This is a genomic window from Bacteroides sp. 43_46 (assembly GCF_001915455.1).
In the GTDB taxonomy this organism is placed as follows: domain Bacteria; phylum Bacteroidota; class Bacteroidia; order Bacteroidales; family Bacteroidaceae; genus Bacteroides; species Bacteroides caccae.
The window spans coordinates 52,079-66,431 of record NZ_MNQN01000111.1; the positions used below are offsets into that span (position 1 = coordinate 52,079).

Genomic DNA, 14,353 nt, shown 5'->3' on the forward strand with positions numbered 1-14,353 from the left:
ATCAATAAAAAGGAATATTTGACCTAATTTTAGCGAAAAGGAGGAGGTGTGTCTCTTGTTACTTAGAAGGGACATATTTTGCCAATCAACGAAATAGTACTCCTGTTATTACTATGGATTTATGATAAAAGTGTTTTGTTTTTCTTGTAAAGTTGGACATTTTGGAGTAAATTGCGCAATTATTTCAAATGTGTTTTTTATAGGAGAATAACAGGTATGGATAATCATGTGGTAATAATGGCTGGTGGCATCGGTAGCCGCTTTTGGCCGATGAGCACGCCGGAATGTCCCAAACAATTTATAGACGTAATGGGATGTGGACGCTCATTGATTCAGTTGACGGCAGACCGGTTTGACGGTGTCTGTCCCAGAGAAAATATGTGGGTGGTAACTTCAGAAAAATATATAGATATTGTTCGGGAGCAGTTGCCGGAAATTCCGGAAAGTAATATTCTGGCGGAACCTTGTGCGCGGAATACGGCCCCTTGTATTGCTTTTGCCTGTTGGAAGATAAAGAAAAAACATCCGAATGCTAATGTGGTGGTGACTCCTTCGGACGCATTGGTTATTGATACGGGAGAATTCCGTCGGGTGGTGGAGAAGGCTCTTCGTTTCACTGATGATAGCAGTGCCATTGTGACAATCGGTATCCGGCCGACCCGTGCGGAAACGGGATACGGTTATATTGCCGCCGCCGACCAGCTTCAAACTGATAAGGAGATATTTACAGTAGATGCATTTAAGGAAAAACCGGACAAAGAAACGGCCGAGAAATATCTGTTGGAAGGCAATTACTTTTGGAATGCAGGAATCTTTGTATGGAATGTGCGTACTATTACTTCCGTGATGCGTGTATATGCTCCGGGGATAGCACAGATTTTTGATCGTATTTTCCCGGATTTCTATACTGAAAAAGAAAATGAATCAATCAAGAAGCTGTTTCCGACCTGTGAAAGTATTTCTATTGACTATGCAGTAATGGAGAAGGCACAGGAGATCTATGTGCTTCCTGCTTCTTTCGGCTGGTCGGATTTAGGGACATGGGGAGCCCTCCGTGGACTATTGCCACAGGATAAATCGGGCAATGCTATGGTGGGAACTGATATTCGTTTGTATGAAAGCAAGAATTGTATTGTTCATACCAGTGAAGAAAAGCGCGTGGTAATACAAGGATTGGACGGATATATTATTGCCGAAAAAGATGATACGCTGCTGATTTGTAAATTGGAAGAAGAACAGAGAATCAAAGAGTTTTCAAAATAAGAACTCATTCCGATTTCTGATATTCTTGTGGCGTCATTCCTGTCATTCGCTTGAAAAACTTACAGAAAAAAGAAGGATTAGGGAAGTTCAATTCATCAGAAATTTGATAGACAAGCAGGTTGCTATGTTTTAGCAATACTTTAGCTTCTAGTATAATGGACTGGTTTATCCAGTCCATTACTGTTTGTTGGCTGGTCTGCCGGATGAGGGTGTTCAGGTAACGGGGGGTGAGGCATAACTTGTCTGCGTAAAAGCCGACATTGCGTTCTGTCTTGCTATAAGAGTTGACTAGAGAAATAAATTGCTGGAAAATACTCTCTTGATGTGTCAAACGCTCTCCTTTCATTTGATTATAGTGTTTAGCTATATATTCTATATTGTATAAAAGGCTGGCGATAAGATGTCGTATAGCTTCCCGGCGGAAAGGAGGTTCTTGCAGAATGCTCCAGATTAAACTGAAATACTTCTCTAGTTGTATATGTTCCTGCGGAGTTAATGATAACAGAATATTTCTTTGATGATGTAAGAGATAGGTGAAAAAATCTTCTTTCTCGGAGATAGGGAGGAAGTTGTTATCTATGGCTATCATTTGCATATCGAAATCAGGAGAGACTTCTATGACCTGAATAATAGAGGTGGGAGTCATTAATGATAGGTTTCCTGCTTGCAGATTATGTTCTATCAGATTAATAGAAACACGTGCAACGCCTTGTTTGACCAGTGCGATACGACCTTCTTTTATACGATACGGCTGTCCGAACGCGAAAAGACTCGGTTCCATTTTAATGAAGCTGTTGACGAATCCGAACTCAGAGGAAATAAAACGAAATTCGTTATGACGAACAATTTTGTAGTTCTCCAACATTTTAAGTCCCAAGTCTAACGGTGCTTTCTTCTGTTCCATTCTATTTTTTCTTTTCCTGCAAAGGTAATAAAAAGATATTTCTTAATTCTTTTTTTCTGATTTATCGAACTATTGGAACATATTTACCAACTCATAGAGAGTGACTGTATATTTGAAACCTCTTATCTTTGTCTTTCGAAAAACTAATAGAAAAAGATGCGTATGAAAAGAATGGTTTTCAGTCTCTCCTTTTTATTGTTTGTATCGGGGATGTATGCGCAAATCACGTTGGAGGAATGTCAACGAAAGACGCAGGAAAATTATCCGTTGGTACATCAATATGGATTGGTGGAGAAGACAAAGGAATATAATCTGGAGAATGCGGCCAAAGGTTATCTGCCTCAGTTTGCTCTTTCGGCCAAGGCTTCTTATCAAAGTGATGTGACGGAATTGCCGGTGAAGATTCCCGGTGTGGAACTAAAGAGATTGCCTAAAGACCAATATCAGGTAATGCTGGAACTGCAACAGAAAATCTGGGACGGTGGAGGAATCCGGATGCAGAAGAAACAGACGATAGCGGAGGCTGACGTGGAGAAAGAGAAGCTGAACGTGGATATGTATTCGTTGAATAGCCGGGTAAATGATCTTTATTTCGGGATACTTTTACTGGATGAGCAGTTGCGGCAGAATGCTTTGTTGCAGGATGAGTTGGGACGGAATTATCGTCAGATCACCGCCTATGTGGAAAATGGAATTGCTAATCAGGCTGATCTGGACGCTGTGAAGGTGGAGCAGTTGAACACGCAGCAGAAAAGAGTGGAACTTGCTTCCTTGCGCGTTGCGTATCTGGAGATGCTTTCCATATTGATAGGCGAGGAATTATCTCAGGAAACACAACTGGAGAAACCGGTTCCGCAAAATGATGTTTCGGCAGTCAGCGACATCCGCCGGCCGGAACTGTCGTTGTTTGATGCGCAGGGTGCAGGGTTGCAGATACAGGAGAAAGCATTGAATGTACGCCACTTGCCACAGTTTGGATTATATGTGCAAGGTGCTTATGGGAATCCGGGATTGAATATGCTGAAGAATGAGTTCTCTCCTTATTATATAGCCGGTGTCCGACTCTCGTGGAATTTCGGGAGTCTGTATACACTGAAGAATGACCGGCAGGTGATTGAGAACAAACGTCGGCAACTGAATAATAACCGTGATGTGTTTCTTTTTAATACGCGTCTGGAAATGACGCAGCAGGATCAGGCAATTCGTTCATTGGAGAAACAGATGAAGGATGATGACGAGATTATCCGCTTGCGTACCAACATTCGGAAATCGGCGGAAGCCAAAGTGGCGAACGGTACTTTGACGGTGACTGAGATGCTTCGGGAACTGACGAATGAAAGTTTGGCACGCCAGACGAAAGCGATGCACGAAATCCAGCGGTTGAAAGGTATCTATCAATTGAAATATACTACAAACCATTAATTAGATTTTCTTCGGATATGAAACGAATGATAAAAATAGGAATAGGAGGGATAGCATTGACAATGCTATCTGCCTGCGGAAATGGAACGCCTGACTATGATGCGACAGGCACGTTTGAAGCAACGGAAGTTATAGTTTCCGCTGAAGCTGCTGGCAAATTGTTGAATTTGGATATTGAGGAAGGGAAGCGGTTGCAGACTGGAGAGGAAATCGGCCTGGTGGATACGCTTCAGTTGTACTTGAAAAAACTACAACTGGAGGCTAACATGAAATCGGTGGAAAGCCAGCGTCCGGATTTAGCCAAACAAATTGCTGCTACCAAACAGCAGATTGCTACGGCTGAGCGGGAGAAAAAGAGAGTGGAGAATTTGCTTACGGCAGGAGCGGCAAACCAGAAACAATTGGATGACTGGGATGCGCAGGTTAAACTGCTTGAACGACAGCTTGCAGCTCAAGAATCATCGTTGCTGAATAGCACGAATAGTTTGACGGAGCAGGGAAACTCCGTTGCCATACAAGTGGCACAAGTGAAAGACCAATTGAATAAGTGTCATATTCAGTCGCCGATTGAAGGCACGGTATTAGCGAAATATGCAGAAGCCGGTGAACTGGCGGCTGTTGGCAAACCTCTGTTTAAGGTGGCCGAAATAGATCGTATGTATCTGCGGGCTTACATCACTTCGGAGCAGCTATCACAAGTGAAACTGGGTGATAAGGTGACGGTATATTCCGATTATGGAAATTCGGAGCAGAAGGCTTATACGGGTGTAATTACGTGGATTTCCGAACGGTCGGAATTTACACCCAAAACCATTCTGACGAAGAACGAACGTGCCAATCTGGTGTATGCGGTAAAGATTGCCGTGGAAAATGACGGAGCGTTGAAAATTGGTATGTATGGCGGAGTCAAGTTTTGATGACGAAGAACCGGAAAGATGAGAAAAGGAGAACCTATAGTCGTTGTAAAGTATGTAAGTAAGAGCTACGGAAAAGTGGAAGCTCTGAAAGAGGTTTCTCTTGTTGTAGAGCAGGGGGAAATCTTCGGGCTTATTGGTCCCGATGGTGCGGGCAAGAGTACGTTGTTCCGCATCTTGACGACCCTGTTGCTTGCAGATAAAGGCTCGGCAACTGTCGGAGGGCTGAATGTGGTGGAAGACTATGAACTGATTCGTACCAAAGTGGGGTATATGCCCGGTCGTTTTTCTTTGTACCAGGATCTTTCGGTAGAAGAGAATCTGGAGTTGTTTGCTACCGTATTCCATACGACGATTCAAGAGAATTATGCTTTGATTAAAGATATTTATCAACAGATAGAGCCTTTTAAGAAGCGGAGAGCGGGAGCTTTGTCGGGAGGTATGAAGCAGAAACTTGCATTAAGTTGTGCGCTGATTCACAAACCCGATATTTTGTTCTTGGATGAACCTACCACAGGAGTTGATCCGGTGTCTCGTAAAGAGTTCTGGCAGATGTTGCGAAACTTACGGGAACAGGGCATTACGATTATTGTTTCGACTCCTATTATGGATGAAGCCCGCCAGTGCGACCGGATAGCTTTTATCAATCATGGAGAGATTCATGGAATTGATACTCCCGAACGGATTTTACAGGAATTTGCTTCCATTCTTTGTCCGCCTTCGTTGGAACGGGAAGAAGTACAACATGCAATGGCTCCTGTTATTGAAGTAGAACAACTGACAAAATGTTTCGGCAATTTCACTGCGGTCGACCATATTTCTTTTCAAGTGAACCGTGGAGAAATTTTCGGTTTTCTGGGAGCGAACGGAGCAGGAAAGACGACTGCAATGCGTATGTTATGCGGACTAAGCAAGCCAACGTCCGGGGTAGGGAAAGTCGCCGGATTTGATATATCCCGGGAAGCGGAACAAGTGAAAAAGCATATTGGCTATATGAGCCAAAAATTCTCTCTATATGAGGATTTGAAGGTTTGGGAGAACATTCGCCTGTTTGCGGGGATTTATGGGATGAAGGAAAAAGATATAGAACAGAAGACTGATGAACTGCTGGAACGCTTGGGATTTTCTGCCGAGCGGAACACGTTGGTTAAAAGCCTTCCTTTGGGCTGGAAACAGAAGCTGGCTTTTTCGGTCTCTATTTTCCATGAGCCGAGAATTGTCTTTCTGGATGAACCTACGGGCGGGGTTGACCCTGCTACGCGCCGGCAGTTCTGGGAACTGATCTATCAGGCAGCCGACCGGGGAATTACTGTATTTGTAACTACGCATTATATGGATGAGGCTGAATATTGTAACCGGATTTCCATTATGGTGGACGGGCAGATCAAGGCTCTTGACACACCGGCCCGTCTGAAGCAGCAGTTCGGAGCAGATACAATGGATGATGTTTTCCAACAATTGGCCCGCCATGCGGTACGTAAAGCAGATTGATTATGAAACAGTTTATAGCTTTCGTAAAGAAGGAGTTTTACCATATTTTCCGGGATCGGCGTACGATGCTGATTCTGTTGGGAATGCCTGTCGTGCAGATTATCCTATTCGGCTTCGCTATCAGTACGGAGGTAAAAAATGTCCGGCTTGCTGTTCTCGATCCCTCTAATGATGTGGTGACACGGAAAATCATTGATCGGCTGGATGCTAGTGAGTATTTCACTGTCACCAGGCGTTTTCATTCTCCGCGGGAAATGGAGGCTGCCTTCTTGAAAAATAAAATAGATATGGTGGTTGTCTTTAACGAACATTTTGCCGACGGACTTTATTGCGGTGACGCACGTGTCCAGTTAATTGTGGATGCAACAGACCCTAATATGTCGACCTCGCAAATCAACTATGCTACGGGCATTGTGTCTGCGGTAGGACAGGAGATGATATCTCCGGGCATATCGTCGTCGGCTCGTCTGACTCCGGACATAAAGTTACTGTATAACCCGCAAATGAAGAGCGCCTATAACTTTGTTCCGGGAGTAATGGGATTGATTTTGATGTTGATTTGCGCAATGATGACTTCTATCTCTATTGTCCGTGAGAAGGAAACAGGCACAATGGAAGTCTTGTTGGTATCGCCTGTCAAACCGCTGTTTATCATTCTGGCGAAGGCAGTTCCTTATTTTGTATTGTCGTTTGTCAATTTGGTGACGATTCTGTTGCTTTCTGTATTTGTACTGGATGTACCGGTAGTGGGCAGCCTGTTTTGGTTGGTGGTGGTGTCTTTGCTGTTTATTTTTGTCTCGTTGTCGTTGGGATTGCTGATTTCATCGGTAACACGTACACAAGTGGCGGCTATGCTGGCTTCCGGCATGATTCTGATGATGCCTACCATGGTGTTGTCCGGTATGATTTTCCCTGTGGAGAGTATGCCGTTGATTCTTCAGTTGATATCGGATATTATTCCGGCCCACTGGTATATCCAGGCTGTACGTAAACTGATGATTGAAGGAGTATCGGTTGTACTGGTATTTAAGGAGATTGGCATTTTGTTGTTAATGGCAACCGTGCTTATCACTGTCAGCATTAAGAAGTTTAAATATCGATTGGAGTAACGGTTATGATAAAGTTTCTGATAGAAAAAGAGTTTAAACAGTTGCTTCGCAACTCGTTTCTACCGAAGTTGATTCTTATTTTTCCTTGTATGATTATGCTGTTGATGCCTTGGGCGTTGAATATGGAGATAAAGAATATTCGGTTGAATATAGTTGACAATGACCATTCTGCAGTTTCGCAACGATTGGTGAATAAGATTGCCGCTTCTACTTATTTCCATTTAACGGAGGTCCCGGCTTCGTATGAAGAAGGATTACGGAATATTGAACTGGGTACGGCGGATATTGTCATGGAGATTCCTAGGCATTTGGAGCGTGACTGGATGAATGGGAGAGATGCGCACATATTAGTAGCCGCCAACTCGGTGAATGGAACAAAAGGCGGATTAGGCAGTTCTTATCTGACCGCTATTATTAATGGTTATGCGTCCGAATTACGCTCGGAACGTCCGGAGGCTGTTTCTGTATCCGGAATCATTCCTTCTATCCGTATTGATACGCAAGGGCTGTTTAACCCGAATCTGAATTATAAGCTCTATATGATTCCGGCATTAATGGCAATGCTGTTGACATTGATTTGTGGTTTTCTGCCGGCTTTGAATGTGGTCAGTGAGAAAGAAGTCGGGACCATTGAACAGATAAATGTTACTCCTGTACCTAAATTTACTTTTATTCTTGCTAAACTTTTGCCTTACTGGATTGTAGGTTTTATTGTGTTGACATTATGTTTTGTGTTGGCTTGGCTGCTTTATGGGATAGTACCTGTGGGGCATTTTAGTATGATCTATCTCTTGGTGATTTTTTTTGTATTGGTGATGTCTGGTTTTGGGTTGGTTATATCCAACTATTCAGCGACGATGCAGCAATCTATGTTTGTGATGTTCTTTTTCATGTTGATTCTGATGTTGATGAGCGGACTGTTTACACCGGTTAGCAGTATGCCGGAATGGACGCAGGCTATCACTGTATTCAATCCTTTAAAATATTTTATAGAGGCGATGCGTATGGTATATCTGAAAGGAAGCGGCTTGGTCGATTTATTGCCGGAGATAGGCATTCTGTCTCTTTTTGCTGTATTCTTCAATAGTTGGGCGGTGATTAGCTATAGGAAAAGCCGGTAAACGGTAGGTTGAATTTGTTTCAAAGCATGAAACACTTTGTTTCACTATGGGAAACACTTCGTTTCTCGGTGAGAAACATTTTGTTTCCCGTAAGGAAACACATTGTTTCAAGTAGGGTTGAAACAATGTGTTCCAAATCCGTTTGAAACTCTTTGCATAAACTGTGCTTCCCTTTTAAACCAGTTTGAATCTTAATCGTAGAGTTTGTCTTGCTTCGTCATAATCATAGCTAATGATTTTGAAAGTGCCCACTTCGGAGGTATGGGAGACGTGTGCCCCGATACAAGCGCAAGCGTCATAATCTCCTATACGTATGATGCGAAGTGTTTCGCTGGCATCTTCCGGCAACTTGCTAAGATCTACAATATTTTTTGCCTGTTCGTGTGTCATGAATTCAATTGTTACGGGCAAGTTCTGGTTGATTACTTCGTTCACCTTATTTTCGATCGCTTGAATTTGTTCCGCTGTCGGAGAAGAGGAAAGAATATAGTCACATTTACTTTTTTTCCTTTCTATATGGGCATTACGTGAGCGTGGACAACCGAATGTCTTCACCATAGTGGCATTCAATAAATGCTCCGCAGTGTGCATAGGAGGATACTCCTGTTTGTTGTGGTCGTTGAGTTGAATTTGTTGTTCCATAATTGTTTTTATTTTCCGATAATAATCTTGTCTCCTAAAAAATGAGGTTGTTTGTTTATTGCCAAGTCAATAAACATTTTGACTCTTGCAAATAATTCTCGAATATTAGTTTTCAGTCCTGAATAAGCATTCACGTCTTTGGCGTTGTAACCGATAGCGTTTATTCCATTCTTTTCTGCTAAATAAATAGCTCGTTCATTGTGAAAACGTTGAGAAATAATTGTTAGTCGGCTTTGTCCGAACACTTCTTTGGCACGAACAACGGAATCGAGTGTGCGAAATCCTGCATAATCCAGATAAATGTATTTTTCCGGGACTCCTCTTTGCATAAGTGCTTTCTTCATCTCTTCCGGTTCATTATAATTTTCTTTACGATTGTCGCCACTGATAAGGATATAATTTATCTTTCCGGCTTTGTATAATTCAAGAGTTGCAAAAATACGGTAGTCAAAATATAAATTGTTATTCCCGTTTTTTAGTTTGGGAGAAGTACCAAGCAATAGCCCTACATTGTTTTTAGGTGTTTCTGTAATTTCAGTATATAATTTTTGAGATGCATTCTTCTTGATTCGCCGGTTGCATATAATAATGCTAATTACACATAGAATGGTTATTATTAAAGTGATATAGAGTAATTTTCGTTTCATTTTCCTTTTATATGAATAGTGTACAAAAATACGACTCTTTTTCAGGAAATCAAATGTATGGACATAAAAAAAGGAGCAACGCCTTGCTCCAACCTTTGTTAACCTTAAATCTAATACTATGAAAAACACATTGCAAAGGTACGGACTTTTGCGACATTAGCAAATAATTCAAGAAAAACAATATGTTATATAACATAGATTAAGAAAATGTACTTCCATGTTAACGGTTATTCGCTGATTGAGTAGTAAAATGTAGCAGGATTCTTTATCTTTGCATGCAATTAATATTTCACTAATACTTAAAATATAAACATGAAGGAGAAAAGAATAAGCCAGTGGATCATGTTGGCTGTTGTTTGTCTGAGTTTCTCAGTAGGAGAGACGTTTGCACAGGAAAGAGATTTTGCGAACTCTGCTCGTTTTGCTAAAGAGAATGCGGCATTGCCGAAGCCGTCAAAGAAGGAAAAAAGAGTTGTTTTTATGGGTAATTCGATAACGGAAGGTTGGATAAGGACTCATCCTGATTTCTTTAAGTCAAACGGATATATTAGTCGTGGTATCAGTGGGCAGACTTCTTATCAGTTTTTGTTGCGTTTTCGGGAAGATGTGATAAATCTTTCTCCGGCTTTGGTCGTTATTAATGCAGGAACGAACGATGTAGCGGAAAATACAAATGTTTACAATGAAGATCAAACCTTTGGTAACATCGTTTCTATGGTAGAGTTGGCTAAAGCGAATAAGATTAAGGTGATATTAACTTCCGTTCTTCCTGCCGCCGCCTTTAAGTGGAGAATGGAAATCAAAGATGCGCCACAGAAGATTCAAGCATTAAATGCTCGTATAGAGGCTTATGCGAAGGCTAATAAAATTCCGTTCGTGAATTATTATAAGGTAATGGTGGTTGATGAAAATCAGGCATTGAATCCTCAATATACAAAAGACGGAGTTCATCCGACGAGTGAGGGATATGATATAATGGAGCCGTTGATTAAAAGTGCAATAGATAAGGCGCTTTAATTTATTTATAATGAAGTCGGGGCAACCCGACTTTCAGGAGAAAATTTAAGGAAGATTGTATAAGCGTAGAGTCCGGATCACAAGTAATATTATATTAGGAAGTCCACCTGGCGTATGGGCATAAAAAAAGGAGCAACGCCTTGCTCCAACCTTTGTTAACCTTAAATCTAATACTATGAAAAACACACTGCAAAGATACGTTGTTTTGCCATATCTGCAAATTAACAGCAGATAAAAGGTGTTTTTATAACACTAATTAAAAAATGGATGTTTGTATTATAGACTTGTTAAGAATTTATAGCCCTTAATACCCAGAATATAGTATGTGGAGAATGAGGAAAGTTTATCCCCATTTCTCCTTCATAAGGTCTTCCAGTTTCAATAATTCATCGCGATATTGCGCAGCTTCGATAAATTCCAGTTTCTTGGCTGCCTCTTGCATTAGTTTGCGGGTACGTTCGATGCTCTTTTCCATTTGCGCTTTGCTCATATACTGTACCACCGGATCTGCTGCAATATTCGGAGTAGAAGGTTCAACATAAGCGTGCTTTTCTTTCAGCAGTTCTTCTGTTTCCGAGTTTGCATTTCCGAATACTGATAGATTTCGAGCCTTTTTAATCTGTTGGGGAGTGATTCCGTTTGCTTCATTGTAAGCCAACTGTTTTTCGCGGCGGCGGTTAGTCTCGTCAATGGTGAGTTTCATACTGTCCGTCATTCTGTCGGCATACATGATAACTTTTCCATTGACATTGCGGGCAGCACGTCCGGCGGTCTGTGTCAGGGAACGGTGTGAACGGAGGAATCCTTCCTTATCTGCATCAAGGATAGCAACAAGTGATACTTCCGGAAGGTCAAGCCCCTCACGAAGCAGGTTGACACCAATCAGTACATCGTATATACCTTGCCGGAGATCATCCATAATCTTCACACGCTCCAAAGTGTCGACATCACTGTGGATATAATTGCATCTTACATTATTATTAAGGAGATATTCGGTCAGTTCTTCAGCCATGCGTTTGGTGAGAGTAGTGACAAGCACACGTTCGCTTTTTTCGATACGAAGCTGGATTTCTTCCATTAAATCATCAATTTGATTCAGGCTCGGCCGGACTTCAATGATAGGATCAAGCAGGCCGGTGGGACGAATCACTTGTTCTACGACAATACCTTCAGACTGAATCAATTCATATTCTGCCGGAGTGGCACTGACATAGATCACCTGCTTTGCCATTTCTGCAAACTCTTCAAATTTTAACGGACGGTTGTCCATGGCTGCGGGCAAACGGAAGCCATATTCTACAAGATTGATTTTACGGGCACGGTCTCCTCCGTACATGGCACGGATTTGTGGTACGCTAACATGGCTTTCGTCAATAACAATCAAGAAATCGTCCGGGAAGAAATCGAGCAGGCAGTATGGACGAGTACCGGCAGCCCGACCATCGAAGTAACGTGAATAGTTCTCTATCCCGGAGCAGTGTCCCAACTCCCGGATCATTTCCATATCATAAGTAACCCGTTCATAGAGCCGTTTGGCCTCGTATTCTTTGCCGATTGATTCAAAGAAGGCAACCTGTTTGGTCAGATCATCTTCTATTTCATGAATGGCACGGAGAGTCGCCTCCTTGGTAGTCATGAACAGATTTGCCGGATAAATCTTGTAAGCTTCGAAAGGAGCAATGGTGACTCCGGTCACTGGGTCTACCTCTTCTATACCGTCAATTTCGTCACCCCAGAAAGTGACACGGAGCAGATTGTCCGTATAGGCCAGATAAATATCTACTGTATCTCCCTTGACACGGAAATTCCCACGGTTTAGGTCAATGTCGTTGCGTACATATAAACTATCTACTAGCCGGCGGAGGAATACGTTGCGGTCGAGCATACGTCCCCGTTCGATTTCTATGACATTTTTATAGAAGTCCGAAGGATTTCCCATGCCATAGATACAAGAAACGGAAGACACCACGACCACATCCTTTCGTCCGGAGAGTAGGGCAGAAGTGGCAGCAAGACGGAGTTTGTCAATTTCGTCATTGATAGCAAGGTCTTTTTCTATATAAGTATCACTGTTGGGTAGATAGGCCTCCGGCTGATAATAGTCATAGTAAGAAACATAGTATTCTACCGCATTATTCGGAAAAAATCCCTTAAACTCGCTGTATAACTGTGCAGCCAGCGTTTTGTTATGGCTTAGAATCAACGTCGGCTTGTTGATGTTAGCAATAACGTTGGCGATAGTGAATGTCTTTCCCGAACCGGTAACTCCTAATAAAGTCTGTGCAGGAAGTCCCTGGATTACTCCGTCTGTTAGTTGGGCAATCGCTTCCGGTTGGTCTCCGGTGGGTTTGTAGGCTGATGTTAATTCAAAATTCATAGTTAAATCCTAAAAAGTGGAGCAATATTCGGTAAAATAATCGAGATAACAAATCATTTTTCCAAATAAATCCTTTACTTTGCAACATATTAATATCAAAAAACAGATTCATACAACTAGTAATACCAGAAACACATGATTTGGAATGAGAGCATTGAGTGTATGGACCGCGAAAGTCTTCGCAAGATTCAAAGCATACGACTCAAGAAAATTGTAGATTACGTTTATCACAACACCCCCTTCTATCGGAAGAAAATGCAGGAAATGGGTATCACGCCCGATGACATCAACAGTATTGATGATATTGTGAAACTGCCGTTTACCACAAAACATGATTTAAGAGATAACTATCCGTTCGGACTTTGTGCCGTGCCGATGAGTCAGATTGTGCGTATTCATGCGTCTTCCGGTACTACCGGAAAACCGACCGTTGTCGGATATACCCGTAAGGACTTGTCTTCATGGGCAGAATGTATCTCACGTGCTTTTACTGCTTATGGTGCCGGCCGTTCGGATATTTTCCAGGTGTCTTATGGATACGGACTTTTTACAGGTGGATTGGGAGCACATGCCGGTGCAGAAAATATCGGAGCATCCGTGATTCCGATGTCCAGCGGTAATACGGAGAAACAAATCACACTGATGCATGATTTCGGTTCAACGGTGCTTTGTTGTACTCCTTCTTATGCACTTTATCTGGCTGATGCGATCAAAGACTCCGGTTTGCCCCGCGAAGAATTCAAGTTGAAAGTCGGTGCTTTTGGTGCGGAACCCTGGACGGAGCAAATGCGCCATGAAATTGAAGAAAAACTGGGTATCAAGGCTTATGATATTTATGGCTTGAGTGAGATTGCCGGACCGGGTGTGGGGTACGAATGTGAATGCCAACACGGCACTCACTTGAATGAAGACCATTATTTTCCGGAAATTATTGATCCCAATACCCTGCAACCTGTTGAACCCGGGCAAACGGGTGAACTGGTATTTACTCATTTGACAAAAGAAGGGATGCCACTATTACGTTACCGTACTCGTGACTTAACTGCCTTGCATTATGACACATGTTCCTGTGGTCGTACGTTGGTACGTATGGATCGTATCTTGGGACGTAGTGATGATATGCTGATTATTCGTGGGGTGAATGTCTTCCCGACACAGATCGAATCTGTTATTCTTGAAATGGCAGAATTTGAACCGCATTACCTGTTAATAGTAGGCCGTGAAAATAATACCGATACCATGGAACTCCAGGTGGAAGTACGTCCGGATTTTTATTCGGACGAAATCAACCGGATGTTGGCATTGAAGAAGAAATTGGCAGGACGTTTGCAAAGTGTACTCGGATTGGGTGTTAACGTGAAACTGGTAGAACCACGTAGTATTGAACGTAGCGTGGGTAAAGCGAAACGAGTGATTGATAACAGAAAACTGTAAACCTAATACTTA

Annotated in this window: 12 protein-coding genes; 8 read left to right on the forward strand and 4 right to left on the reverse strand. The window is 42.3% G+C overall.

Annotation, left to right across the window (positions count from 1 at the left end; all coding sequences use genetic code 11):
* The first annotated feature begins 216 nt into the window (after nt 1-216).
* Nucleotides 217-1,263 (forward strand): mannose-1-phosphate guanylyltransferase, encoded by a 1,047-nt coding sequence (locus tag BHV72_RS10790; RefSeq protein WP_005680744.1) that lies wholly within the window; start codon nt 217-219, stop codon nt 1,261-1,263.
* Between the two features lie 4 nt (nt 1,264-1,267).
* On the opposite strand, the gene BHV72_RS10795 is transcribed toward BHV72_RS10790, so the two are convergent.
* Nucleotides 1,268-2,167, reverse strand: coding sequence for an AraC family transcriptional regulator (locus tag BHV72_RS10795; RefSeq protein ID WP_005680745.1), 900 nt, complete (start codon nt 2,165-2,167; stop codon nt 1,268-1,270).
* A 162-nt stretch (nt 2,168-2,329) separates the two neighbouring features.
* Between BHV72_RS10795 and BHV72_RS10800 the strand changes: the two genes are divergently transcribed.
* The 5 genes from BHV72_RS10800 to BHV72_RS10820 are packed head-to-tail and all read left to right on the forward strand — an operon-like array spanning nt 2,330 to nt 8,224.
* Nucleotides 2,330-3,589 carry a TolC family protein gene (locus BHV72_RS10800; RefSeq protein ID WP_005680746.1) on the forward strand — a complete coding sequence of 420 codons (1,260 nt, stop codon included), beginning with the start codon at nt 2,330-2,332 and terminating at the stop codon, nt 3,587-3,589.
* Nucleotides 3,590-3,606: 17 nt separating this feature from the next.
* On the forward strand, nt 3,607-4,506 hold the full coding sequence (locus tag BHV72_RS10805) for an HlyD family secretion protein (RefSeq protein ID WP_122134849.1): 900 nt from the start codon (nt 3,607-3,609) through the stop codon (nt 4,504-4,506).
* Nucleotides 4,507-4,524: 18 nt separating this feature from the next.
* Entirely contained in the window at nt 4,525-5,994 is a 1,470-nt protein-coding gene (locus tag BHV72_RS10810) for an ATP-binding cassette domain-containing protein (RefSeq protein WP_122134848.1), read from the forward strand.
* A 2-nt stretch (nt 5,995-5,996) separates the two neighbouring features.
* A complete protein-coding gene (locus BHV72_RS10815; RefSeq protein ID WP_286855820.1) occupies nt 5,997-7,103 on the forward strand; it encodes an ABC transporter permease in 1,107 nt (368 codons plus the stop codon).
* 5 nt (nt 7,104-7,108) lie between these two features.
* Nucleotides 7,109-8,224 carry an ABC transporter permease gene (locus BHV72_RS10820; RefSeq protein ID WP_122295542.1) on the forward strand — a complete coding sequence of 372 codons (1,116 nt, stop codon included), beginning with the start codon at nt 7,109-7,111 and terminating at the stop codon, nt 8,222-8,224.
* A 174-nt stretch (nt 8,225-8,398) separates the two neighbouring features.
* Here BHV72_RS10820 and BHV72_RS10825 read toward each other — a convergent pair whose 3' ends face one another.
* Entirely contained in the window at nt 8,399-8,866 is a 468-nt protein-coding gene (locus tag BHV72_RS10825; RefSeq protein ID WP_122264635.1) for an alanyl-tRNA editing protein, read from the reverse strand.
* Between the two features lie 8 nt (nt 8,867-8,874).
* Nucleotides 8,875-9,513 carry a SanA/YdcF family protein gene (locus BHV72_RS10830; protein WP_005676282.1) on the reverse strand — a complete coding sequence of 213 codons (639 nt, stop codon included), beginning with the start codon at nt 9,511-9,513 and terminating at the stop codon, nt 8,875-8,877.
* 312 nt (nt 9,514-9,825) lie between these two features.
* Between BHV72_RS10830 and BHV72_RS10835 the strand changes: the two genes are divergently transcribed.
* Nucleotides 9,826-10,530, forward strand: coding sequence for an SGNH/GDSL hydrolase family protein (locus BHV72_RS10835; protein ID WP_032837667.1), 705 nt, complete (start codon nt 9,826-9,828; stop codon nt 10,528-10,530).
* Nucleotides 10,531-10,873: 343 nt separating this feature from the next.
* Here BHV72_RS10835 and uvrB read toward each other — a convergent pair whose 3' ends face one another.
* Nucleotides 10,874-12,907, reverse strand: a complete 2,034-nt coding sequence (gene uvrB, locus BHV72_RS10840) for an excinuclease ABC subunit UvrB (RefSeq protein WP_005676281.1) — start codon at nt 12,905-12,907, stop codon at nt 10,874-10,876.
* 135 nt (nt 12,908-13,042) lie between these two features.
* Between uvrB and BHV72_RS10845 the strand changes: the two genes are divergently transcribed.
* Nucleotides 13,043-14,341 (forward strand): phenylacetate--CoA ligase family protein, encoded by a 1,299-nt coding sequence (locus tag BHV72_RS10845; protein ID WP_005676280.1) that lies wholly within the window; start codon nt 13,043-13,045, stop codon nt 14,339-14,341.
* The last annotated feature ends 12 nt before the right edge of the window (nt 14,342-14,353 follow it).

Excerpts from the sequence above, each read along its gene's own strand:
- BHV72_RS10790 (WP_005680744.1), top strand. The coding sequence starts at position 217 with ATGGATAATCATGTGGTAATAATGGCTGGTGGCATCGGTAGCCGCTTT.
- BHV72_RS10795 (WP_005680745.1), bottom strand. The coding sequence starts at position 2,167 with ATGGAACAGAAGAAAGCACCGTTAGACTTGGGACTTAAAATGTTGGAG.
- BHV72_RS10800 (WP_005680746.1), top strand. The coding sequence starts at position 2,330 with ATGAAAAGAATGGTTTTCAGTCTCTCCTTTTTATTGTTTGTATCGGGG.
- BHV72_RS10805 (WP_122134849.1), top strand. The coding sequence starts at position 3,607 with ATGAAACGAATGATAAAAATAGGAATAGGAGGGATAGCATTGACAATG.
- BHV72_RS10810 (WP_122134848.1), top strand. The coding sequence starts at position 4,525 with ATGAGAAAAGGAGAACCTATAGTCGTTGTAAAGTATGTAAGTAAGAGC.
- BHV72_RS10815 (WP_286855820.1), top strand. The coding sequence starts at position 5,997 with ATGAAACAGTTTATAGCTTTCGTAAAGAAGGAGTTTTACCATATTTTC.
- BHV72_RS10820 (WP_122295542.1), top strand. The coding sequence starts at position 7,109 with ATGATAAAGTTTCTGATAGAAAAAGAGTTTAAACAGTTGCTTCGCAAC.
- BHV72_RS10825 (WP_122264635.1), bottom strand. The coding sequence starts at position 8,866 with ATGGAACAACAAATTCAACTCAACGACCACAACAAACAGGAGTATCCT.
- BHV72_RS10830 (WP_005676282.1), bottom strand. The coding sequence starts at position 9,513 with ATGAAACGAAAATTACTCTATATCACTTTAATAATAACCATTCTATGT.
- BHV72_RS10835 (WP_032837667.1), top strand. The coding sequence starts at position 9,826 with ATGAAGGAGAAAAGAATAAGCCAGTGGATCATGTTGGCTGTTGTTTGT.
- uvrB (WP_005676281.1), bottom strand. The coding sequence starts at position 12,907 with ATGAATTTTGAATTAACATCAGCCTACAAACCCACCGGAGACCAACCG.
- BHV72_RS10845 (WP_005676280.1), top strand. The coding sequence starts at position 13,043 with ATGATTTGGAATGAGAGCATTGAGTGTATGGACCGCGAAAGTCTTCGC.